Source organism: Gemmatimonadaceae bacterium, from assembly GCA_035606695.1.
In the GTDB taxonomy this organism is placed as follows: Bacteria; Gemmatimonadota; Gemmatimonadetes; order Gemmatimonadales; family Gemmatimonadaceae; genus JAQBQB01.
Window position 1 is genome coordinate 1 of sequence record DATNEW010000015.1, and the last position, 21,625, is coordinate 21,625.

Annotated in this window: 23 protein-coding genes; 11 read left to right on the forward strand and 12 right to left on the reverse strand. The window is 65.3% G+C overall.

All coding sequences use genetic code 11. From position 1 onward, the window contains the following. The 3 genes from VN706_04985 to VN706_04995 all read right to left on the reverse strand — a co-directional run. Positions 1-1,527 (reverse strand): MHYT domain-containing protein (locus VN706_04985; protein ID HXT14960.1); only part of this gene is annotated, 1,527 nt, incomplete at its 3' end. Between the two features lie 100 nt (positions 1,528-1,627). After that, positions 1,628-3,193, reverse strand: coding sequence for an MFS transporter (locus tag VN706_04990; protein ID HXT14961.1), 1,566 nt, complete (start codon positions 3,191-3,193; stop codon positions 1,628-1,630). Beyond that, positions 3,168-3,701 (reverse strand): hypothetical protein, encoded by a 534-nt coding sequence (locus VN706_04995; GenBank protein HXT14962.1) that lies wholly within the window; start codon positions 3,699-3,701, stop codon positions 3,168-3,170. Before VN706_04995 ends, VN706_04990 begins: the two co-directional genes overlap by 26 nt. Positions 3,702-3,844: 143 nt before the next feature. On the opposite strand from VN706_04995, the gene VN706_05000 reads away from it, so the two are divergent. The 3 genes from VN706_05000 to VN706_05010 all read left to right on the forward strand — a co-directional run bounded on the left by VN706_05000 (position 3,845) and on the right by VN706_05010 (position 6,966). Then, entirely contained in the window at positions 3,845-4,666 is an 822-nt protein-coding gene (locus VN706_05000) for an N-acyl homoserine lactonase family protein (protein HXT14963.1), read from the forward strand. Positions 4,667-4,898: 232 nt separating this feature from the next. Further along, on the forward strand, positions 4,899-6,566 hold the full coding sequence (locus VN706_05005) for a tyrosinase family protein (protein ID HXT14964.1): 1,668 nt from the start codon (positions 4,899-4,901) through the stop codon (positions 6,564-6,566). Positions 6,567-6,576: 10 nt separating this feature from the next. After that, positions 6,577-6,966 carry a hypothetical protein gene (locus VN706_05010; GenBank protein ID HXT14965.1) on the forward strand — a complete coding sequence of 130 codons (390 nt, stop codon included), beginning with the start codon at positions 6,577-6,579 and terminating at the stop codon, positions 6,964-6,966. A 50-nt stretch (positions 6,967-7,016) separates the two neighbouring features. On the opposite strand, the gene VN706_05015 is transcribed toward VN706_05010, so the two are convergent. Together VN706_05015 and VN706_05020 are read right to left on the reverse strand one after the other, a co-directional pair. Beyond that, a complete protein-coding gene (locus tag VN706_05015; GenBank protein ID HXT14966.1) occupies positions 7,017-9,431 on the reverse strand; it encodes an ABC transporter permease in 2,415 nt (804 codons plus the stop codon). 59 nt (positions 9,432-9,490) lie between these two features. Further along, complete coding sequence (locus VN706_05020) at positions 9,491-10,039, reverse strand: hypothetical protein (protein HXT14967.1); 549 nt, start codon at positions 10,037-10,039, stop codon at positions 9,491-9,493. Positions 10,040-10,054: 15 nt separating this feature from the next. Here VN706_05020 and VN706_05025 point away from each other — a divergent pair, with 15 nt between their 5' ends. Together VN706_05025 and VN706_05030 are read left to right on the forward strand one after the other, a co-directional pair. Continuing rightward, positions 10,055-10,780, forward strand: a complete 726-nt coding sequence (locus VN706_05025) for a RibD family protein (GenBank protein HXT14968.1) — start codon at positions 10,055-10,057, stop codon at positions 10,778-10,780. Then, positions 10,780-11,280, forward strand: a complete 501-nt coding sequence (locus tag VN706_05030) for a GNAT family N-acetyltransferase (GenBank protein ID HXT14969.1) — start codon at positions 10,780-10,782, stop codon at positions 11,278-11,280. Before VN706_05025 ends, VN706_05030 begins: the two co-directional genes overlap by 1 nt. Positions 11,281-11,295: 15 nt before the next feature. Here the strand turns inward: VN706_05030 and VN706_05035 are convergent, their stop codons facing one another. The 4 genes from VN706_05035 to VN706_05050 all read right to left on the reverse strand — a co-directional run bounded on the left by VN706_05035 (position 11,296) and on the right by VN706_05050 (position 14,129). Further along, positions 11,296-12,174: a fatty acid desaturase gene (locus VN706_05035; GenBank protein ID HXT14970.1), complete on the reverse strand. Its 879-nt coding sequence runs from the start codon at positions 12,172-12,174 to the stop codon at positions 11,296-11,298. 140 nt (positions 12,175-12,314) lie between these two features. Then, a complete protein-coding gene (locus VN706_05040; GenBank protein ID HXT14971.1) occupies positions 12,315-12,527 on the reverse strand; it encodes a cold-shock protein in 213 nt (70 codons plus the stop codon). Between the two features lie 232 nt (positions 12,528-12,759). Continuing rightward, positions 12,760-13,692, reverse strand: a complete 933-nt coding sequence (locus tag VN706_05045) for a hypothetical protein (GenBank protein ID HXT14972.1) — start codon at positions 13,690-13,692, stop codon at positions 12,760-12,762. Positions 13,693-13,808: 116 nt separating this feature from the next. After that, positions 13,809-14,129 (reverse strand): hypothetical protein, encoded by a 321-nt coding sequence (locus VN706_05050; GenBank protein HXT14973.1) that lies wholly within the window; start codon positions 14,127-14,129, stop codon positions 13,809-13,811. A 131-nt stretch (positions 14,130-14,260) separates the two neighbouring features. Between VN706_05050 and VN706_05055 the strand changes: the two genes are divergently transcribed. Together VN706_05055 and VN706_05060 are read left to right on the forward strand one after the other, a co-directional pair. Next, positions 14,261-15,082 carry an isocitrate lyase/phosphoenolpyruvate mutase family protein gene (locus VN706_05055; protein HXT14974.1) on the forward strand — a complete coding sequence of 274 codons (822 nt, stop codon included), beginning with the start codon at positions 14,261-14,263 and terminating at the stop codon, positions 15,080-15,082. Between the two features lie 114 nt (positions 15,083-15,196). Further along, positions 15,197-15,622, forward strand: a complete 426-nt coding sequence (locus VN706_05060; protein HXT14975.1) for a hypothetical protein — start codon at positions 15,197-15,199, stop codon at positions 15,620-15,622. Positions 15,623-15,638: 16 nt separating this feature from the next. Here the strand turns inward: VN706_05060 and VN706_05065 are convergent, their stop codons facing one another. Both VN706_05065 and VN706_05070 read right to left on the reverse strand, forming a co-directional pair. Beyond that, positions 15,639-18,356, reverse strand: coding sequence for an ABC transporter permease (locus VN706_05065; protein HXT14976.1), 2,718 nt, complete (start codon positions 18,354-18,356; stop codon positions 15,639-15,641). Position 18,357: 1 nt separating this feature from the next. Further along, positions 18,358-18,693, reverse strand: coding sequence for a PadR family transcriptional regulator (locus VN706_05070; GenBank protein HXT14977.1), 336 nt, complete (start codon positions 18,691-18,693; stop codon positions 18,358-18,360). 304 nt (positions 18,694-18,997) lie between these two features. Between VN706_05070 and VN706_05075 the strand changes: the two genes are divergently transcribed. Beyond that, positions 18,998-19,444, forward strand: a complete 447-nt coding sequence (locus VN706_05075; GenBank protein ID HXT14978.1) for a DUF1801 domain-containing protein — start codon at positions 18,998-19,000, stop codon at positions 19,442-19,444. Positions 19,445-19,451: 7 nt separating this feature from the next. Further along, positions 19,452-20,072 carry a hypothetical protein gene (locus VN706_05080; GenBank protein HXT14979.1) on the forward strand — a complete coding sequence of 207 codons (621 nt, stop codon included), beginning with the start codon at positions 19,452-19,454 and terminating at the stop codon, positions 20,070-20,072. A 94-nt stretch (positions 20,073-20,166) separates the two neighbouring features. On the opposite strand, the gene VN706_05085 is transcribed toward VN706_05080, so the two are convergent. Then, positions 20,167-20,454: a hypothetical protein gene (locus VN706_05085; GenBank protein HXT14980.1), complete on the reverse strand. Its 288-nt coding sequence runs from the start codon at positions 20,452-20,454 to the stop codon at positions 20,167-20,169. 126 nt (positions 20,455-20,580) lie between these two features. Between VN706_05085 and VN706_05090 the strand changes: the two genes are divergently transcribed. Beyond that, positions 20,581-20,919 carry a PadR family transcriptional regulator gene (locus tag VN706_05090; GenBank protein HXT14981.1) on the forward strand — a complete coding sequence of 113 codons (339 nt, stop codon included), beginning with the start codon at positions 20,581-20,583 and terminating at the stop codon, positions 20,917-20,919. Between the two features lie 26 nt (positions 20,920-20,945). Continuing rightward, positions 20,946-21,596 (forward strand): hypothetical protein, encoded by a 651-nt coding sequence (locus VN706_05095; GenBank protein HXT14982.1) that lies wholly within the window; start codon positions 20,946-20,948, stop codon positions 21,594-21,596. Positions 21,597-21,625 lie beyond the last annotated feature (29 nt).

The following is a 21,625-nucleotide window of genomic DNA, read 5'->3' on the forward strand; positions in this document are numbered from 1 at the left end:
GTCATGGAACGCCTGGTGTTGAAGCTGTCCTTCGAGCGCCTTCTGGGCCGTCACGTCGCGGAGATGCGTCTGCACCGCGGCGATCTGGTCGAACGTCGCGCTCACCGAGGTGGCTTCCACGTACAGCGCGCGCCCGTCGGAATGAGTGATCTCATATTCCACGGTCTGGCGAATCGCGCCCGGCTCGCTCACCGCGTGGCCGACGACGAGATCGCGCGTGGCCACGGGAATGAAGGCGCGCACCGACTGGCCGCGCAGGAGCGACGGATCGGCGACGCCGATCAGCGCGGCCGCGGCCGGATTGGCGTACAGCAGCGTGTCGTCCGCGTGCAGCACGATTGCTTCCGGCGAATGCTCGACGAGCTTCCGGTACCGTTGCTCGCTTTCGCGCAGCGCCGCCTCGGCCCGCTTCCGCTCGGTGATGTCGCGAATGATGCCGGTGATGATGGACTCATCGTCGTCCATCGATTCCGTCAGCGTGAGCTCGAGCGGAAACAGGGTGCCGTCGGCCTTTCGTCCCTCGAGCTCGATCGCGTGCAGAATGCCGGGACCGGATGCGGCAACCGAGACGTCGAACTCCGCCGAGCGCTCGCCGATCAGCAGCGCCAGCGACTGGCCATTCACCACCGACGCAGGATAGCCGAAAATTTGCTCGGCGGCGCCATTCCAGAACACGATGCACCCGTCGGAATCGATGCAGAACACCGCATCACTCACCGATTGCGTGAGCGCGCGATAGCGTGCTTCCGCCGCGCGCGCCGTTCGACCGAGACGGCCGTGCCGGCGATCGAGCGCCGTCGCCGTCGCGGCGCCCGCGAACACGATCAGCGCGCTCAGCGTCACGGCGATCGCCAACCCCGATGTCGCGAGCACCGAGTGACCCATGCTGCTCATCTCGTGTTCGCCCACGCCGAAGTGCGCTGCCGCCATGCCCGTGTAGTGCATGCCGGCGATGGCGATTCCCATGATGCCGGCCGCCACTCGCTTCGCCCACTTCTCGCCCACCGTCTTCGTTTCGCCGAGCCGGCGCGCCAGCGCCAGCGCGACGATCGACGCCGCGACGGCGATGAAGACCGAGAGCGTGACGAGCGGAGCCGAGTAGTGCAGACTCGCCGCCATGCGCATCGCGGCCATGCCGAGGTAGTGCATGCCGGCGATGGCACCGCCCATGAGACATCCTGCACCGAGCAGCGGGCGAGTCCCGAGAAACCGCCGGCTGGCTACTTCGAGCGCCAGCGCCGACGCGGCGATGGCGACCAACACGCTCGCGATCAGGCCGACGCGATCGTACGCGATCTGAACGGCCATGATGCCCGCGTTCAATCCGAACGCGAGCATGCCGACGAAGTGCATGCTCCAGATACCGACGCCCATCACCACCGAGCCGCAGATCAGCCAGCCCAGACGCGCCCGTCCCGCCGCTGCCTGCGTGCGTCCCGCGAGATCGAGCGCGACGAACGACGCGAGCGACGCCACGATCACCGAAAGGGCGACGAGGCGTGGTTCGTAATGTGGGACTACAGGCATTCCGGGCATTACACGGCCGGTGGGAGAGAGCTGCCAGTCATGGCGGGCCCTCTGAGTATCGACCGGACGGGGGAAGGGTGAACGGTTGGAAAGTTTTCGCTCACCCCCGGGCGCGCGAGGGGATCATCACGCCGACGAGGGCCGCCGCGAACGCCAGGGCGGCCGAGCCGAGCATGGCAATCTGAAACGCGCCGCCGAACGAGTCGTCGATCGCGCGCCTCACGGCCCGCCGCGCGTCGCCGGACATCGACGCGATGCCCTTCACGTTCGCCGCCGCCATCTTCGGCAGCTCGCGGCCGAGCGTCGCGCGCTCCGTCTGAGACATCGAAACCGATGCCAGCCGCGCCGTTACGCGATTGTTGAACACGCTCGCGATCACGACGCCAAATGCCGCGATCGCGATCAGTCCCGCGACGCGCGACACGGCGTTGTTCACCCCGCTCGCCACGCCGGAATGCATGCTCGGCAACGAGCTCATGACGGTGGTCGTGAGCGGTGCGACGGTCAATGCCATGCCAAGACCCATGATGACGACCGCCGGCACGACCAACACGCTGCTCGAGCCAAGACGGCCGAGCATCGCGAGCAGGGCGAATCCTGCTCCGGTGACGGCTGGTCCGATCGTCAGTGGCAACTTGCTTCCGACCCGCGCGACGAGCCCCCCGGACCAGCGCGACAGCGCGAACATGATGATCGGAAACGGAAGCAACGACGCGCCGGCCGCCGTCGCGCTGAACCCGCGCACCTCGATCAGCAGGAGCGGCATCATGAACATGACTTCGGCCAGGGCCGCGTACAGAAAGAGCGTGAGGAGATTGCTCAGCGTGAACGCGCGCACGCGAAACGGTGCCAACGGCAGCATCGGGTCGCTGGTGCGCGCCTCGACGACGATCAGTGCCGCGAGAAACACGACGCCGCTCGCGAGCGAGAGGAGCACGAGTCGATCGCCTGCGCCGCGCGATGGCCACTCGAGCAAGCCGAGCACGATTCCGCTCAACCCCACGACGCCGAGCAACGCGCCCGCCCAATCGATCGAGCGGCCGCGCGACGGGTCCTTGCTCTCGGGGACGTATCGCACCGAGAGGAACATGACAAGCGCGGCGAGCGGCACGTTGATGAAGAAAACGGTGCGCCACGACGCGTGTTCAACGAGCCAACCGCCGGCAACGGGCCCGGCCGCCGTGGTGATCGCGCTGAATCCCGACCACGTGCCGATGGCACGACCACGCTTGGCGCCTTCGAATGTGGACGAGATGATCGACAAGCTCCCCGGAACGAGGAAGGCTGCTCCGATGCCTTGAATCGCCCGTGCGCTGATGAGGAAAAGCGGCGTCGGCGCGAGGCCGCACGCCGCCGAGGCGAGCGTGAAGATCGCGACGCCAATCATGAAGACGCGCTTCCGGCCGATCTGATCGCCGAGGGAACCGCCGACCAGAAGGAGGGAACCGAGGAAGAGCGCGTATGCTTCGATCACCCACTGCACCTGGGCAATCGTTGCGTTCATGCCGTGCTGCAGCGCGGGGAGCGCGACGTTGATCACCGTGCCGTCGATGAACGTCATGCTCGACGCAACGATCGTCGCGACGAGCGTCCAGCGCTTGGCAGTGGATGTCGTGTGGGGGGCCGTGTGAGCAGTCGTGCTAGTCAGCCCGTCCTCGCGGGCCATGCGGCCCAAGGGCATCGGTGCCAGCGATCAATCGGCTTCGCTCGAGCAGTGCGGTGGCCGCGGACGGCGCCCGCTCCTGAGCGCGCGCGACGAGCGATGCGAGGTATTCCATGAGATCGTGGGCGGAGAGTCGTGCGACGCCGTCACGCCACAGGGTAACCTCTCGCCACGCGCCGCGCCAATGACGGCCCGAGAGAATCTTGATCTGTTCGTGCTCGTCGAGCACGAGGACGCCGTTGAGCTGCCGAATGGGCGGCGTCTCCAGGTCGTCGAGCGACCCGCCCGTCAGCAGCCAGTGCGTGATGCGTGCCTGCCGCGCCGGGAGCTTACTTGGCGCGACCTGCTCGAGTCCCAACACCTGGCGCATCGTGATGAGGCCGGACGCCAGCGCGGCGATTCGGCCTTCCTCGGCGGCGGTGAGCTGGGTCGCATAGCGGTTTATTTCGCGGCACCGGGCAACGAGGTCGGCTAGCGCTTTTGGTGTCGGGGCGTCGACGGGTTCCTGCATGACGACTCAACACGCATCGACAGTGCCGGGGCGCGCGGTGACGCGGCGCACGTAAAACTGCGCGAAGCGCAGTGGTGGCGGCGACGCCCGGGACGACCGACATTATGCGGTTCCATCGCCCGCCCACCTTGCCCTCGCCATCCATGACTCGACTTGTTCGATCGCTCGCGCTCGTCGCCGCGGTGCCCGTTCTGCATTCCGCAGCTCTCCGCGCGCAGACACCGCCCACCGTCACGCTCACGCGCTTGCAGTGCGGCACGAACGCCGCGCCGACGAACGTCGGCCAGCGATTCTCCGACGTCTACGCGTTCAATGGGCTGATGGTCCAACTCACCTTCAGCTGTTATCTCGTGCGGCATGGCGACGACTATCTCATCTGGGATACCGGCAATCCGATGGGTGCCGGCGCCGCCGCGCCGAAGACGAGCCTCGTCGATCTGCTCTCGCAAGCCAACGTGAACCCCGCGCAAGTCAAATTCGTCGCCATCAGCCACTACCACGGCGACCACACCGGACAAGCCGGCGAATTTCCGCAGGCGACGCTGCTCATCGGCAAGGCCGATTGGGACGTCGTGTCGGATCCGAAGACGCCGGCGGGAACATCGGGTCCGTTCACGCACTGGCTCAGCGGCGGCGGCAAGGTCGAGCCGGTCGTCGGCGATCGCGACGTGTTCGGCGACGGCACCGTGGTGATGTTGAACACGCCCGGGCACACGCCGGGACATCACAGTTTACTCGTGAAGCTTCCGCAGATGGGCAACGTGCTGCTCACGGGCGACCTCGCGCATTTCCACGAGAACTACGACAGCAACGGCGTGCCCACGTTCAACACCGACCGCGCGGCAACGATCGCGTCGCTCGACCGCTTCAAGAAGATGGCGGCGAACCTCAAGGCGACCGTCATCATTCAGCACGATCAGCGCGACGTGGCGAAACTGCCGCAGTTCCCGGCGGCGGCGCGTTAGCTGGCCGCTCTGACTCTCGGGACGCCCCTCTTGTCGAAGCATCCTGAGGCGTTCTCAAAATCACTGGTGGTTAACCGCAGTTCACGCCGTCTCCGTGCCGATCCGCAGTTGTCCGCCGTTTGTCCGTGGTCCTGATCACCGCCTGTTTATGAGAATTATCTAATCTTTGACGGCGACGGCCGGCCTTCATAGCTTCGGCGCACGCGGTCCTCCTCCTTCCTCGAGCGCCCCCATGTCCGATCCCGCCGTCTCTCGCCGTCATTTCCTCCTGACCACCGCGACGGCCGCCGGCGCGGCCGGCGCCGCGTCGCTGCCGCTCGACGCACTCGCCGCGACCCTGGCCCCACACGCATCGCAGGCTCCGCAAGCGCCACAACCGGCGAAGTACACGCGCTACAACGTCATGAGCGCCGGCGGACAGAAAGCACTCGCGAGCTATCAGAGAGCCATCGACGCGATGCTCAAGCTGCCGCCGACGGACCCGCGAAACTGGTTCCGCAACGCGTTCATCCACATGATGGACTGCCCGCACGGCAACTGGTGGTTCTACGTATGGCACCGCGGCTACCTCGGCTACTTCGAGCAGACCCTCCGCACGCTCAGCGGCGATCCCACCTTCGCCATTCCATACTGGGACTGGACGACGCTGCCACAAATACCCGACGGAATGTTCAACGGCGTTCTGACGCCGACGGATCCACACTACGAGCCGTACACGCGCAACATCTCGGCGTTCTCGACACAGCTGCGCGGACCGCTGACCGCTTATTGGAATTCTCTAAATGCCGCGCAGCGTGCGCAGCTCGACAAGCGAAACTACAAGGCGTTCGACGACATGTGGAACGACGTGATGGGACTCGACGTCCCGTCGCAGCAGTTCTTCTCCGGCAACCTGACGTATGCGTTCACGTCGGGATCGCGCTACCTGACGCGGGACAATCCGAAGCTGGATCCGAAAACCGCGTACGACGTATCGCCGCACATCGTGTCGTCGGGATTGTTGCCCAAACTCTTCTACAGCACCGAGCCCGCGAACAGCTTCACCAGCTCCAAGACGGCCTCGCACAACGATGCGCCGAACGCCGGCACCAAGTTCTCGGTGCTCGAGGGACTGCCGCACAACAAGACCCACAATTTCATCGGCGGCGTCGGCCCATGCGATCCCGGCCCGTACGGGAACATGACGAACAATCTGTCGCCCGTGGACCCGATCTTCTTTCTGCATCACTCGAACATGGACCGACTGTGGGATGTGTGGGTACGAAAGCAGAAGGCGCTCGGTCTCCCGTATCTGCCCACGGGGGCCGACCTCGCCACGCTGTCGAACGAACCGTTCCTGTTCTACGCCGACAGCACCGGGAAGTACGTGGGCACGGCGCACGCGGGCGACTATCTCAGCATGGATCGATTCAACTATCAGTACGAGCCGGGCTTCGGTGAGAACGTCGTTCAGCCCGCGAAAGTGCTCGCGGCATCGCCGGGTGCGGTCGTGCACGCCACCGCCACACCGACCGGCAATGCGGCGACCGTCTCGCTCCCGACGAGCGCGGTCCAGTCGCACATCAACTCACCCGCCGAGTCGACGCTCGTTGCCGAAGTGACGATCCCGAAACCGACGTCGGCGTCGTCGCGCGAATTCGACGTGCTCGTCGGCGCGCCGGCGAGCACGACGCAAGCGAACGCCGACAGCCCGTACTACGCCGGCACGATCGCGTTCTTCGGACACATGGCCATGACCAACATGGGCGGCGACGTCACGTTCACCGTGCCGCTGCCAAAAGCACCGACTCTGCTTGGCGCCGCGCCCGGGCAAACGACGGCGGTCAACATTCGCGTCGTGCCGTCACATGCGGGACAGAAAGCGCCGACGCTCAAGTCGGTCGTCATTCGGTCGCGCTAGCCAATTCACCATGCGAATGCCCACCGTCGCGCTCGCGTTGATCGCATTGCTGACGCAGCCGTCGCACCCGGATTCGGCCCGCGTGCTCAAGCTCGCGTTGCCGCACGCGTTGCGCGCCGGTGAGACGGTGTGGCTCGAAGTCACGCTCGGCGTCGTGCCGCGCGGAACGGAGATCGATCTCGAGACGACGTCCGGCCGAACGCTCGGCGTCGTCTCGCCGTTTGCGGTTCGCGGAGGCCACCCAGCCGGCACCTATACCATTCCCGTGTCGGCCGACGCGATCTCGAAAGGCCACGTCATCGTTCGCATGACGCTGCAGCAGGGCGGACATGCGGCGCGCGCGCCGTCTCTCAAGGAAGTAAGGAAGGTGCGCCTCAAGATGGGTCCCGAGCCGAAGTAGCGCCCCTGCGGTCATCCCTCGGCGCTTCGCGCCTCAGGATGACAAGCGTTTCACTCCGATCGCATCGCCACCAGCGGATCGACGCGCGCGGCGCGGAGTGCCGGAACGAATCCGGCAACCAGCGCGACGACGAGAATGAGCGCCGGCGCGCCCGCGAAACTCAACGCGTCATACGCGCCGACGCCGTACAGCACACTCGACAACAACCGCGTCAGCGCCAGTGATGCACCGACCCCCACACCAATCCCAACGCCGGCGACCACCGCGACGTCACGCAACACCATACCCGTGACATTCCCAAACCGCGCGCCGAGCGCGATGCGAATGCCGATCTCGCGCCGCCGCTGCGTCACACCGTACGACATCACGCCATACACACCCGCCGCCGACAGCACGAGCGCGAGCAGTGCAAAGCCACCGAGAAGTTGCAGCAGCAAACGCCGCGTCGCGACTGACGTCTCGATCACCTCATTCATCGTCGTGAGCTGAAAGACCGGCTGCTGCGGCGCAACGTCGTGCACCGTCTGGCGCACGGCCGCGGCAAGCGTGTTGAGATCGCCGCGCGCCGAAATCACGAACGTGAGAAGCCCCGTCCCCTCGGACAGCTGTGCCGCCGAGACATAGAATTCCGGCAGCGCCTCCTGATCGAGTCCGACCTGACGCACCGACTTCACGACGCCGATGATGCGACAGGTATGTCCAGACGCCTCGATCTGCTTCCCAAGCGGCGATTCGCCCGGGAAGTAGCGCTTCACCAGCTCCTGGTTCACCACCATCACATTCTCAGTGCCGCGCGTATCGCTGGCCGTGAACCCTCGACCAGCGATCACGCGAATACCAAGCGTCTGCAAGTAGTCGGGAGTCACGACGCGCCACTGCGCGTCCGGCATGCGCGACGGATCATCTTCGCTCGGGCGGCCGACGATCGAGAAGTAGCGATCCGTCTGCCCGTCCTGAATCGGCAGCACGGTGGTGGCGCCGACGGACCGCACGCCGGGAATCGCGCGCAGACGCGCGATGAGCGGCGTATAGAATTGCTCATAGCGCATCGTGTCGACGAAGGCGCCCGCGGGCGCACCGACGCGGAACGTGAGGACGTGATCGGAGACGAACCCGGAATCGACTTGCATCACTGCCAGAAAGCTTCTGATGACGAGACCGGCGCCGACGAGCAGCAGCACCGACAGCGCGATCTCGGCGCCGATCAACGTATTGAGCGTGCGATGCCGCGCCGCCGACGCGCTCGACTTGCCGGCGGCATCCGACAGATCCTGCCGCAGGTCGCTTTGACTTGCGCGCAGCGCGGGAATCACGCCGACGACAATGCCCGTGAGCACCGAAACGCCGATCGTGAACGCCAGCACGGGTCCATCGACGCCAATTGAATCGTTCCTCGGCAGCATGCCGGCGAGGGTCCCACTCATGGCGCGCAATCCCCACCACGCGAGCGCGAGCCCGCTGGCGCCGCCGACGAATGACAACAGCACGCTTTCCGTCAGAATCTGCCGAACCACGCGCGACCGAGCGGCGCCGAGCGCGGCGCGAATCGCAATTTCGCGGCGACGCGCCGCCGCGCGCGCGAGCGACAGATTCGCCACGTTCGCGCACGCGATCAACAACACGAGGCCAACGGCGACGAGCAAAATGAGCAGGGCAGGCCGCACGCGTCCTACAACAGTTCCAGTCAGGCTCGACGCCAGAAGCCCACGATTCTTGTTCGTCGTCGGAAACGACTCGGCCAGCCGTCGCGCCAACACACCGAGCTGCGCGGCGGCCGACGTCGAATCGACTCCGGGCGCGAATCGCGCGACGACGGCGAGCGATCGATTTCCCCGTTGCTGCGTTCCGCCGATCTCGTTGTAGTCGAGCGGAATCCAGAAGTCGTTTCGAAGTGGAGAAATAGGAAAGTCGAATGCAGCCGGCATGATGCCGACGATCGTGAACTTGCGATTGCTCAGTGTGATCGTCGACCCGAGCGCGCGCGCATTGGCGCCGAGTCGCCGGCGCCAGAATCCTTCGCTGATGACGACCACGGCCTCGCTCGACGGCGGTTCATCCGCGGCGACGAACGTGCGGCCGAGCAGTGGCCGTGCGCCGAGGGTGGTGAACAGGTTCGTCGTCGCGCGAACGCCGCGCAGGCGTTCAGGTTCCGCGACGTCGCCGAGATCGCGGCTCGTTCCGGCCCACGCGGCGACATCCTGGAAGACGCTGGTCAGCGACTCGAGGTCCATGTACATCGGCACGGACACCGAGCCCGGACCATGCGATCCAAACTCGCTCACCCGCACGAGCTCCGATGGCGCGCGATAGGGAAGTCCCTCGAGCAGCACCGCGCGGACGATCGAGAAGATCGCGGTATTGGCGCCGATGCCGAGCGCGAGACAAGCCGCGGCAATCAGCGTGGTGCCACGCGTCTTCCGAAGCGAGCGGAATGCGTAGCGGACATCCTGGATGAAAAGGTCCATTGGCCAGTGACGAGGGTTTGGCTTTTGACAACGCCAGCCAGGCCTTCGTTTGAACGCCGCTATTCGCCGCCCGGAGTTCCAGAGCGATCCGTGCTGATCACCAGATACGTCACGGTGTCCCACGCGTTGTGTATCGCGATGAGCAGCAACGCCAACGCCGCCGCGCCGATCACGAACAACGCTCCACGCGTGTCGGCGCGCATCAGCAGCGCCGAGATGGTGAGTGCCATATAGGCGAGACTCGGCAGAATCATGTGCCAGAGCCAGTCCTCGAACACCGGCGCGTAGCCCGTCTGCCGACGTGCGTGCGCGATGATGCTGGCGGCGTATCCAATCCCGATGAGTCCGCAAATGGTCAGGACGATCGAAATCGACGTCAGCGTCGGCCACGGTGCGCTCATCGCCGCCGAGACGACGAGTGCGCCGCCCAGGTGAACGACCGTCGGCGTGCCGAACGCGCTGATGGTGCCGGAGTTCGTGCGCGTCCGCGTATCCTTGATAAGCGCGATGACGACGAATTGCAGCCCGATGAGCGCCGCCGCCGACGAGCCGATGATGACGTAGAAGTTTTCCCAGCCGGACAGGGCGGGCAGCGCGGGTTCGATCATGGTTATCATAGTAGCATGATCAGCAACGATTCTCGATCCGGTTCCCGTCGCCCGCGCGTCATCTGCCACATGGCGACGTCCATCGACGGCCGTATCGCCGCCGGTGGATGGCCTACCTCGGACACCGCACGGCGACAATATGAGCTCGTGCACGTCGGCTACGATGGCGACGCCTGGATGTGCGGACGCGTGACGATGGAGCCGTTCGCCAAACATGTTCGTTCGACCCAGGACGTTTCGCGCGAATACACCGGCACCAGGTCGCGCGCGGATTTCCGCGCGCCCGGCGACCACGATTCGTTCGCCTTCGCGATCGATGCGCACGGCCGGCTCGCCTGGGAATCGAACGACATCGACGGCGACCACGTCGTTGCCGTGCTCTCGGAGTGCGTCTCCGACGAGTACCTTGCCTTTCTTCGCGAGCGCGGTGTGTCCTACATTCTCGCCGGCACGCGCGAAGTCGATCTCGCGATCGCGCTCGACAAGATCGGCGCGGTGTTCGGCGTGCGCACGCTGATGCTCGAGGGCGGCGGCAAGATCAACGGAGGCATGCTTCGCGCGGGGCTCATCGACGAAGTGAGCGTGCTCGTGGCGCCCGTCGTCGACGGCCGCATGGGAACGCCCGCAGTGTTCGACGTCCAGAGCGACGACATGACGCCGTGCCTGCTTTCGCTCGACAGCGTCGAGCGCCGCGACGACGATGTGCTCTGGCTGCGCTATCGCGTGGAACGCTCGCGCTGATGGCCGAGGTTGAGCAAACGGTCATTCGGCCGGCGGCGCCCGCCGACGCCGCGGCCATGGGCCGGCTCGGCGAGCTGCTCGTGCGCATGCATCACGACTTCGATCCACAGCGGTTCCTCGAGCCCACGCCGCAAACGGCGCAAGGATACGGCGCGTTCCTCGGGCGCCAGATCGGCGAGCCCGACGCGATCATCATTGTGGCGGAACGCGACGGCACCGTCATCGGCTATGCGTACGGATCCGTCGAGGGCTACGACTACATGTCGCTGCGCGGACCCGCCGGCGCGCTGCAGGACATCGTCGTCGATCCGACGTGTCGCCGGCAGGGCGTCGGACGGATGCTGCTCGATGCAATCATCGCGGCGCTCGAGGCGCGCGGCGTGCCGCGAACGCTTTTGTCGACCGCGGTGCGCAACGAAGCCGCGCAGCATTTGTTCGCATCCGTCGGCTTCCGCCCAACGATGATCGAGATGACCAAGGAAACGACGGAGCGCGCCTGACGTCGCGCTCGTGTCTTATCGTTGCGGGAGATCCCGAAACGCGATCAGCCGCTGGCGATCCTCGTCCCACAGCGCCAGGCGCAGCGCGGACATCCCGGAGCGAAGCGTGATCACGGGCGATTTCGCGAACATGTCGTTCGCGTCGTGGCACGACTGCAGGCGATAGTTCGGAATTTTCGGCGCGACGTGATGTACGTGATGCAGCCCGATGCTGCCGGTGGTCCATTGTAGGATGGCCGGGAGCCGAAGATGCGAGCTCCCGCGCAGCGCCGCCTCCACGTAGTCCCACTCGCCATGCGGCGTCCAGTACGCATCCTCGAATTGATGCTGCACGTAGAACAGCCACACGCCGGCCATCGCCGCGATGTAGTAGGGAAGACCGTAGGCGATGAGCACCGACTTCCAGCCGACCGCCCATAGCGCGACCGCAAGCACGAGCGCGATCGCCGCGTTCGTCATCCAGACGCTCGCCGCCTGCATCTTTCCGGTCGCCAGACTCTTGCCGCGCAGACGCTGTCCGATGGCCAGATGAAATGGGCCGCCGAACAACAGCAGCATCGGGTGCCGAATGATGCGATACCCCAACTGCGCGCGCGGCGTTTTGGCGAGATACTCACGCACGGTCAGCGTCGGCACGTCGCCATGGCCGCGGCGATCGAGATCGCCCGAGGACGCATGATGCAGCGCGTGATCGCGCCGCCATTGAGCGAACGGCGTCAACGTCACGACGCCGGTCAGAAATCCGACGACGTCATTGAGCCGGCGCGACGCGAAGAACGAACCGTGCGCGCAGTCGTGCATGAGAATGAACGTGCGCACGAGCAGGCCGGCGGTCGGCAGCGCGAGCAGGAGGGCGGCGATGAGCGACCGGCTGCGCGCGAAGTGAATGGCCACGATACACGCGACCAGCGGAACAAGCGTCGTTACCAGCTGAAACGACGCGCGCCGCGCATCCGGGCCGATGAACGGCTCGACTGCGCGGCGCCAGTCCGCTCCCGCCGCGGACGGTACCGCGGCGGAGGCGATTGGACGGTTCAGCGACCCAACTTCGTCACGTTCTCCGCGGCCGGGCCCTTCTGGCCCTGCACGATGTCGAACTCGACGCGTTCGCCGTCGGCGAGCGTCTTGAAGCCGTCGCCCTGAATCGCCGAATGATGGACGAAGCAATCCTTCGATCCGTTCTCAGGCGTGATGAAGCCAAAACCCTTCGAATCGTTGAACCACTTGACGGTGCCAGTCGTACGCATTGTCGTACTCCATATGTTGATATGCTGTGTTGGGAGTGCGGAACATGCCGTACCAACCGACACAACGTGCTTCGTGACCAAAGCCCTCACGATGGGCGATCCGCAACATGCGGATCATTCACGACACAAACGCAAAAGAGCCTGCTCGCAATTCGGCAGGCCCCAATATACGTCCGGAACATGTCCACGCGCACCGCGCGTGTGTCGCTTGACCCCAAACTTAACGATCTCGTCAGCCCTTGGCAAGCGACGCACGCGCCAACCATTCGGCCGCCAAATTCCTGGTCGAATACGACCGGCTGCTCGAATCGCTCGCACGCCAACGCCAGCGGCCGGCATCACTGCCTTCAACATTATAGGTGCGCTCGTAAACCGGCGCCGCCGACTTGAGCGCGGCAATCCCGCTCACGCCCGGCGCCACGTCCCGCCAGGCAATCACGAGCAGCGAGCCATCGCCCACGGTGGGTAAACGTCCCGCCACCCACGAAAACGTGATCGCAACGTCGTTCATCCGCGCGATCAAACGGTGCGGCAGCACCTGAAGCTCGAACTTCCCGTCGGGCGCGCCGGCACGCCGGCTATCCAACATCGGTTCGATCTCGGCAATCAACGCATCGAACTCATGACGCAGCGCCGAGTGCGCGCGCGGCTGCGACAGAAACGGCGGCGGCGGCTCGGGCCACCGCGAGCGCGGCTCGGCCTCGACCGCCACGGGCTCGACGCCAACCGACCCGCCTGCCAACTCGATCGCATCCAGCACGAAGGTCGTCGCGCCCGCCCGCCCATTCGCCGCCACGTCATACCGCGGCGCCTTCGACAACCAACCCGGCACCGGCGCATCGTCGAACGTCATCACACACACGGAACCCGGCCGATCGCGCAGCCGATCCCGCAGCAAGCTGGCGTCACTGCGCGTGTGGTCGTCGTGCTCCCACAAGTCATGATGCAACACGAGCGCAAGACGCGAACGCTCGGCAACCAACGGCGTCGCGACTTCACGATCCGGCTCAGGCACATCGGTCTGCCACACCGGAGCGGTCGGCAGTCGCGTCGCAAGCTCGTTCACGAGCTCGGTAACGAGGCCGGCGTCCGACGTGACCGCGGAGATCGCGAGGTCGAATCGAAAATCCATTGCGGGCGTTGCTCGGGACAAAGTGCTGGTCATGAGTAGTCTCTAATGAAGACGCAGCGTGTGACGCGGCCGATGCGCAACGTCCAAGCACTCGCAAGCTACCCGGCGGACCAACGCAATGCCAATCGCGAACAACGTTCGGCGCAAATTCACACGGCAACCGCCCGTTGAGCGTGTTGCGGCGGTGCATCGTCGTGCACGTTGTGGCTCGCGAGCCATTCGCGCAGTTGCTGACCGGTGGCGAGAATGGTGTGGTTGCTCGCGAGCGACGGATGCACATCGGCGTCCGCATAGCCTGTCGGGCGGCCGGTCGTCTTCGAGACGATCCACGAATGCTCCGGCGTCCGCGCCTTGCCGCGCATGAGACTGCGCGGCGTCTCGCCGACGAGCTCCGCGACCGCGCTATACGTCGCGCGCTGTTGATGCTGCCCGAGCGTGGCCAGAACGTTCTCGAGATGATACGTCATCATTGATCTCCTCGCGGTGAGTGTGGGATCGACAACGTGCACCTGGCGGCGACATCATATGGCATCGTTCGTTTGCATGGCGATGCATTTGAACACGCACAACCAACCAACGCGGAACCATAAATGGAGCCGGCATGACCCAACCCGATCGCGCCCGCACGTTTCGCCGGCTTCACGAATCGGGCTGCTTCGTGATGCCCAACCCATGGGACATCGGCGGCGCGCGCCTGCTTGCGCATCTGGGCTTTCGCGCCCTCGCGAGCACCAGCTCCGGCTCGGCCTGGACGATGGGCCGTCGAGACAATCACTTGACTGTCGATGAATCATTGTCGTGGCTGCGCGTGCTGAGCGGCGCCGTCGAGCTCCCGATCAACGCCGACTTCGAGGGCGGCTTCGCGATCGAGCCCGACGGCGTTGCCGCGAACGTCGGCCGCGCCGCACTCACTGGCATCGCCGGAGTCTCGATCGAGGACTCGACCGGCGACGCGGCGAACCCGCTCTTCGATCGCACGCTCGCCGTCGAGCGCGTGCGCGCGGCGCGGCAAGCGATCGACGCGAGTGGCCGCGACGTGGTTCTCACCGGCCGCTCCGAAGGCTTCATCACCGGCCGCCCCGACCTCGCCGAGACGATTCGGCGTCTCGCCGCGTACGCCGAGGCCGGCGCGGATTGTCTCTATGCGCCGGGCCTTCGCAGCATGTCCGACATCAGCGACGTGGTGCGCGCGGTGTCGCCCAAACCCGTCAACGTGCTGGTGAGCAGCGGATTCACGACCGTGAACGAGCTTGCCGAGCTGGGAGTGCGTCGCATCAGTGTCGGTGGCGCGCTCGCGCGCGTCGCGTGGGGCGCCGTGCTCACTGCCGCGCGCGAGATCGCCGGCAGCGGCACGTTCAATGAATTGTCCGGCGCGGCGTCGTCAAAGGATATTGAAGCCGCGTTCGCAGCGCCGGACCGGTGAAACGCTGAACGGTGTATGAAAACTCAAATGATTCGGTCGCTGCGGGGATTGGGCGTATGTGGCGCGGTATCGCTTGCGGCATCTTGCATGGCCCAACGATCACCAACAAGAGCGGTGCGGGATCCGGCGGTAAGAGTCTCCGCGTCCACGACCACGATTGTCGTCGGGGACAGCGACGTCACGTTCACAGCTCGGCTTCGCCCCGACGTGGCAGTAGAAATCGCACGTGCGAAGGGCGAAGACCCTCTTAACGGCCCGCGCATCATCGGCTGGCACTGGATTCCCGACCTCGACAACATCGACCCCTTCACAAAGGTCTGCGCCGCGAAGGAGTTGACGTGCTCGATGCCCGTCCTTTGGTCAGGCACCATGGTGTTCAGCATCCAAATCCAGAATCAGTTGTGCGCCGATTGGGTGCATATCCAGGTGACTACGATCCCCGACCTCGACGAGAAGGACTCGATGCCACGCATCCAGTTTGATTCGATTCACAAAGCGATGAAGACAAAGTCGCCGTCGTGGAATCGCTGTACGGTTTGACGAGCGCGGGTTGAGCCTACTCCGATCGCAACGCCACCGCCGGATCGACCCGCGCCGCACGCGCCGCCGGCAACCAGCACGCCGCGACCCCGACGAGCACCAGCGTCATCGCGACGGCGGTGAGCGTGGCGGGATCGTGCGGCGTGATGCCGAACAGGAATCCGCGCAGCACGCGAGTCGCGAACAACGCGCCGCTCACGCCGATCGCCAATCCCAGCGCGAGCAGGACGCTGCCTTCGCCGAGGATCATGCGGCGCACACGAGAGGCATCGGCGCCGAGGCTCATGCGAATGCCGATCTCCGACGTGCGCGAGCGGACCGAGAATCCGAGCACGCCGGCGATGCCGACCATCGCGATCACGACCGCGAGCGCGCTGAACGCCGCGATGAACATCGCGTTGAGCCGCCGCGGCGCGACGTTCTCGCTGCGGATCTGATCGATCGTCGCGACATGCTCGATCAACTGCTGGGGCGACACGTCGCGAATGGCGCGAAGGATCATCGGTTGGAGCGTCGCCGGATCGGCCGACGTCCGGACGACGAGCGCGCCGGCCAGAATGAGCTCCTGCGCAAACGGCTCATAGATCGTCGCGGTCGGATCAGACTCGAGCCCATGATCCCGCGTATCGCCCACCACCCCGACAACGGTGCGCCAATCGCTCGTGAACGGTGTGAACTTGAGCACTTCACCCGTGAACGCGACACGACGGCCGACGGGATCGTCATCGCCGAACAACTCGCGCGCCATTGATTTGCTGAGGATCACGACGGGCGCGCTGCCACGCCGGTCGGTCGACGCGAACGCGCGTCCCGCGATGAGCGGAATACCGGACGTCGCGAAAAATTGCGGATCGACCGTTTTCATGTCGCCGTGCGGCGTCGCACGATTCGGCGGCACGGCGCGGCCCTCGGCTTTGACGTCGAACGATATCGCTCCGCGCAGCGGCGGCACGCTGCCGATCGACGCGGCATCCACTCCCGGCAGCGCGGCGACGCGCGTACGAATACTCTCATAGCGCGCGAGATTGAGCGGCTGCTTCATCGCCTCGCGCAGGAGATCGCCCTGCAGCGGCATCTCGAGGGTCAGCACGTGATCGGTGCGCACGCCCGTTTCGACGGCCCCGAGTTTCGTCAACGTCCGCGTGAGAAGGCCGGCGCCGGTAAGCAGCACGACGCACACCGCGATTTGCGCCACGACCAGCGACCGCTGCACGCGCTGCCGTCCACGACCGAGCGTCGCGCGATGGCCGCTCGGCAGCAGCGACGCGGCGAGCGCGCGATGACTGCCGATTTGTGGAATGAACGACAGCACGACGGCGGCGAGGAGGCTCGTCGCCAGTCCGACCGCGAGCACCAGAGCGTCGATACGAATCTCGGACGCGCGCGGCGAGAATTGCGCGGCGAAGCCGACGAGTAGCTTGATCCCCGCGAACGCAACCAGAACGCCGAGCAGTCCGCCGACGAGCGCGAGGAGCAGATTCTCGACGAGCAGCAGCCGGCGCAGCCGGCCGGACCCGGCGCCGAGTGCGGCGCGGATGAGCATTTCGTGCTCGCGGCCGACGCCGCGCATGAGCGTGAGATTCGAGACGTTCGCGCACGCGATGAGCAGCACGAACCCCGCGGCGGCCATCAGCAGCAGGAACGTGAGCGACGCGCGCTCGTTCACCGCCGCGCGGAGCGGTTCGACGGTGAGCTCGAAGTGCGCGGCCTTCTCATACGATTCCGGATGATCGCGGAACATCGTCGCGGCGATCTGCGTCATCTCGCGGCGTGCGACGTCGACGTTCGCACTTGGCGCGAGGCGGCCGAACAGCTCCGACATGCGATGCGTGCGGCCCGTGACCATCGTCGCACTCAGGTGATGCGGGCTCACGACCGTGTTCACGAAGAGGTCGGTGGGTTGCGGGTAGGGCGGTGCTTCCTGCACGACGCCGACAATCGTCGTGATTATGTCGTTGAGGCGAATCGTCGAGCCGATGACGCGTGGGTCGGCGGCGAAGTGCTCGAGCCAATAGCGATACGACAACACCGCGACCGGAGACGCGGCGGCACCGTCGTCTCGTGCATTCGTGAGGCGGCCGACCACGGGAGTGAGTCCGACGACGTCGAAGTAGTTGCCGCTGATCACCGCCGTGCGCGCACGCTCGGGATGTCCGCCGTTCGACACCAGCGTGAACGGCACGGCCGACGAATACTCGGCGAATTCGGCGATGGCTTTCGAGGATGCGCGGAAGTCCGCGACTTCGGGCACCGAGAACTGCACGTTCTTTCGGTGCGCGCCGGGAGCGGACTGTCTGAGATACACCAGGCGATCGCCGTCGCGGTTGGGCAGCGGGCGAAGGAGCGTGCCGCGCAGCAGGGTGAACATCGCCGTGTTGGCGCCAATCCCGAGAGCGAGCGTGAGGACAACGGTCGCGGTGAAGGCGTGGGCACGCACCAGGCTGCGCGTCGCGAAGCGCGCGTCGCCGATCAATTCGTCGAGCCATCGCGTGCCGCGCGTGTCGCGCACCTGTTCCTTGCGGTATGCGACGCCGCCGATCGAGCGCAGCGCGGCGTCGCGTGCATCGGCCGGCGACATGCCGTGCTGGATGTTATAGGCGGTTTGTTGTTCGATGTGATACTCGAGCTCTTCGTCGAGCTCCTGTTCCACGGCATCGCGGCGAAAGAGGGAACGCAGTCGCAGGGCGACGATCCGCGGCAACCGATCGAAGGACAGATTCGAGCGAAGCGACATCTCACACCTCCTGGAGGCGAATGAGCGCGGTGATGGCGGTGGCGAGGCGATCCCAGTGCTTCGCCTCGAGCTGCAGTTGTTTGCGGCCGGCGCGTGTGAGCGAGTAAAACTTCGCGCGGCGGTTGTTTTCGCTGGGCCGCCATTCGGCGCTGACCCACCCTTCCTGCTCGAGCTTGTGCAGGGCGGGGTAGAGCGAGCCGTCGCTCACTTGCAGGATCTCGGCGGAGAGTTGCTTGAGCCTGAGGCCGATGGACCAGCCGTTCATGGGCTCGAGCGCGAGCATCTTGAGGATGAGGAGGTCCAGGGTGCCCTGGACGAGATCGTTGGGCTTGCTCATGGCGGTTGGCTCGTTCCCTCGGTTACCGATATGAGTACAAGGAGGACCCCTCGGTAAGCAAGAGGAGGGTTATCGGGCCGTACGGGCCGGGGACCATTGAGTTTCAGGCCGGCCGGCAGAATGTTTCTGTACGCGCCGAACGTCAGATCTGGTCAGATTCTGTCGTGGTGCCATCCGTCGCCGGCCAACACCTGTCACGACGACCACGTCCGACCAGATCTGACCAGATCCGTACGACATTCCGAAAAACTTCCGTATGCCGAGCAAGTCACGCGCAACCGCGAAGGCCCCTCGCCCGACCACCGTGGCCGCCTACCTCGCCTCGCTCACGCCGGACAAGCGCACCGTGATCGACGAAGCCCGCGCGTTTGTCCACAAGCATCTCCCGAAGGGTTATGCCGAGTTCATGAACTGGGGCGTGATCAACTGGGGAATCCCGTTCGAAGAATTTTCCAGCACGCACAACGGCCAGCCGCTGAGCTACGTCGGCCTCGGCGCGAAGAAGAGCTACAACTCGCTTTATTTGATGGGCGTCTTCGACAGCGCGACGGGCGAGTACACGTCGCCGTTTTCGCAGACGCTGCTCGTCGACGCGTTCAAGAAGGCCGGAAAGCGGCTCGACATGGGGAAGTGCTGCCTGCATTTCAAGACGCTCGATGATCTCGAGCTCACGTCGATTGCGAACGTGATCGCGATGTCGACGCCGAAGGAGTACGTCGCGTACTACAAGCGGAAGAAAGGGCTCGAGTAACGCGACCATGCGCTGTTGTTATCGCATTCTCGCGCTCTCGGCTCTGCTCGGCCTTGCGGGCAGTCAGTCCTGCGACGCACAGGACCGGCGTTGGTTCGTCGTCGGTGGCGGAGCGACGCTGCGCGATACCCGCGACTATTTCGCCGCTCGTCCGGCCGGCTTTGCCGGGACACTGGCGTTCGAATTCGTCAATTCAGCGAAGAACGCCGTTCGAGTGGCGCTTTCCGGCTCGACGTTTTCGGATGAGCTCCTCGTCATACCGGGACTCGACCGGATTTCATCCGGCTCAGGACGGCTCGGAAATTTCATTCCTGCATCGCGACTGTCGTGGGATCCGAATCTGACCGGTCATAGCGACTTGTGGACTCTCTCGATCGGCGCGGAGTATCGCAGGTATGTGTCGTCGGACGAGAACGGAGCATTTGTCGGTGCCGGTCTCGGTGCCATACATCTCGAGGTGCGGAACGAAGCCGTCGGTCCACCGTTTGTGAGTGGGAGCTTGGGGTATGTCGTCAGGGTCGGCGAGAGCCTGCGAGCGTCGCTCGAGAGCGGCGTTCAGTGGGTCGCCGCATCAAAATCTCCGCGCTACTTCATACCCGTGCTGGTGTCTCTTGGCTTCGGCTACTGATCGAACATTCGCGTTGTCTGTTCGTGTCACCCGTGGCGCCGGAAACTGTTCCGGCGGTCGTGCAGCATTCGGGTGACGGATCGGCAGCGGGTCATCAGTGCGATTCACTCCTCGCGCGATTCGCTCGCGTACCACGCTGCATCACGACGACACCCATCCACGCGAGCAGCGCGCCGGCGGACGCGGACGCGACGCGCCAGCCGCCCGGTAAAACGACGCCCCATGTCGCGACAACAACCGCGAGTGAGCCAAGCGTTTGATAGCGATACGTCGCGTGATCGATGAGCCGTCGCCGCCGTTTGGAGGTAGACCACGCGAGCTGGATCACTCCCAGACATTCGACGACCATCGCGATCTTCGTCCAGATTGCCAGATTCAGCATGTCACGGTCCTCTATGGACTACCGGCGTCGAATTCGTCTTGGGCGTTCGCCGCTCCGTCCTGCCGAATCGACCAACAGCACCCGCGCGTCCCTTGCGGAATCGTGATTTGTTCTACAAGATAGAACATGCCCGCCACCCTCGCCACCCTCGGCTCCCTCGAGCTCACCATCCTTCTCGCCGTCGCCCGCCTGTGCGACGACGCCTACGGACTCTCCATCCGCCGCGACGTCTCCGACCGCACGGGCCGAGACTACTCCGTCGGTGCCATCTACACCACCCTCGAGCGGCTCGAGACGAAAGGGTTCGTCTCGTCGCGCACGACATCTCCGACACCGACACGCGGCGGACGCTCGCGCCGACAGTTCACCGTGACCGCGGCCGGCCGCCGCGCCATTCGCGACGCCGAGCGGATGGCGCGATCCGTGTGGGCGGGAATCGGTCGTCCTACGCCGGAGCCGGCATGAACAAAAACCTGAATATGAACTTGGACATGAACGCCCCACGCGGCGCCGAACGCGTCCTGCAATCACTCGGCGCAACGCGCGAATTCTCTGACGAAGTGCTCGGTGATTTGGCTGAGGAGTACGTGCTACGCGTCCGATGGGACGGCGAGCGCGCGGCGCGGTTCTGGTATTACCGCGAATGCGTTCGCGTCGCGCCGTATCTCTTTCGCGATCGCTGGCGGCGTCGCTCGTGGCTCGACGTCGGTGACGCGGTCCATGCGTTTCTCTGGAGCTCCGTGAGCCTGTGGGTGTTCGAGAAGCTCATGCATCGTGCGGTACACAATTTTGTCGTCGCCGCCGAACGGACGCGCTGGTGGGCCGTCATGCCCGCGTTCATGCTCGCATGGACACTCGCCGACGGACTTGTCGGCGGATATGTCGCCGCGTGGACGAGCCGTCGGGCGAAGCTGGTAAACAGCCTGGTTTGCGGCGCGGTCTGGGGCAGCGTCATGATCGTCTCATACGCCTGGCTTTTTCCGGAAATCCGCCGGTACGGATACGGTCCGTCTCCCGCCCACTTCGCGTTGAACGTTGCCACGATGCTCTTGGGCGTCGCCTTGGGCGCGATCCTTCGCGTCGCGCGCCACGATTCGCACCACGACCATGACAATTCGCGAACCTTCGCGCTAGACGATTGACCGTAGCGCGCGCCCGCGCGCGCGTGCAG

Excerpts from the sequence above, each read along its gene's own strand:
- VN706_04990 (HXT14961.1), bottom strand. The coding sequence starts at position 3,193 with ATGGCCCGCGAGGACGGGCTGACTAGCACGACTGCTCACACGGCCCCC.
- VN706_04995 (HXT14962.1), bottom strand. The coding sequence starts at position 3,701 with ATGCAGGAACCCGTCGACGCCCCGACACCAAAAGCGCTAGCCGACCTC.
- VN706_05000 (HXT14963.1), top strand. The coding sequence starts at position 3,845 with ATGACTCGACTTGTTCGATCGCTCGCGCTCGTCGCCGCGGTGCCCGTT.
- VN706_05005 (HXT14964.1), top strand. The coding sequence starts at position 4,899 with ATGTCCGATCCCGCCGTCTCTCGCCGTCATTTCCTCCTGACCACCGCG.
- VN706_05010 (HXT14965.1), top strand. The coding sequence starts at position 6,577 with ATGCGAATGCCCACCGTCGCGCTCGCGTTGATCGCATTGCTGACGCAG.
- VN706_05015 (HXT14966.1), bottom strand. The coding sequence starts at position 9,431 with ATGGACCTTTTCATCCAGGATGTCCGCTACGCATTCCGCTCGCTTCGG.
- VN706_05020 (HXT14967.1), bottom strand. The coding sequence starts at position 10,039 with ATGATCGAACCCGCGCTGCCCGCCCTGTCCGGCTGGGAAAACTTCTAC.
- VN706_05025 (HXT14968.1), top strand. The coding sequence starts at position 10,055 with ATGATCAGCAACGATTCTCGATCCGGTTCCCGTCGCCCGCGCGTCATC.
- VN706_05030 (HXT14969.1), top strand. The coding sequence starts at position 10,780 with ATGGCCGAGGTTGAGCAAACGGTCATTCGGCCGGCGGCGCCCGCCGAC.
- VN706_05040 (HXT14971.1), bottom strand. The coding sequence starts at position 12,527 with ATGCGTACGACTGGCACCGTCAAGTGGTTCAACGATTCGAAGGGTTTT.
- VN706_05045 (HXT14972.1), bottom strand. The coding sequence starts at position 13,692 with ATGACCAGCACTTTGTCCCGAGCAACGCCCGCAATGGATTTTCGATTC.
- VN706_05050 (HXT14973.1), bottom strand. The coding sequence starts at position 14,129 with ATGATGACGTATCATCTCGAGAACGTTCTGGCCACGCTCGGGCAGCAT.
- VN706_05055 (HXT14974.1), top strand. The coding sequence starts at position 14,261 with ATGACCCAACCCGATCGCGCCCGCACGTTTCGCCGGCTTCACGAATCG.
- VN706_05065 (HXT14976.1), bottom strand. The coding sequence starts at position 18,356 with ATGTCGCTTCGCTCGAATCTGTCCTTCGATCGGTTGCCGCGGATCGTC.
- VN706_05070 (HXT14977.1), bottom strand. The coding sequence starts at position 18,693 with ATGAGCAAGCCCAACGATCTCGTCCAGGGCACCCTGGACCTCCTCATC.
- VN706_05080 (HXT14979.1), top strand. The coding sequence starts at position 19,452 with ATGCGCTGTTGTTATCGCATTCTCGCGCTCTCGGCTCTGCTCGGCCTT.
- VN706_05085 (HXT14980.1), bottom strand. The coding sequence starts at position 20,454 with ATGCTGAATCTGGCAATCTGGACGAAGATCGCGATGGTCGTCGAATGT.
- VN706_05090 (HXT14981.1), top strand. The coding sequence starts at position 20,581 with ATGCCCGCCACCCTCGCCACCCTCGGCTCCCTCGAGCTCACCATCCTT.
- VN706_05095 (HXT14982.1), top strand. The coding sequence starts at position 20,946 with ATGAACGCCCCACGCGGCGCCGAACGCGTCCTGCAATCACTCGGCGCA.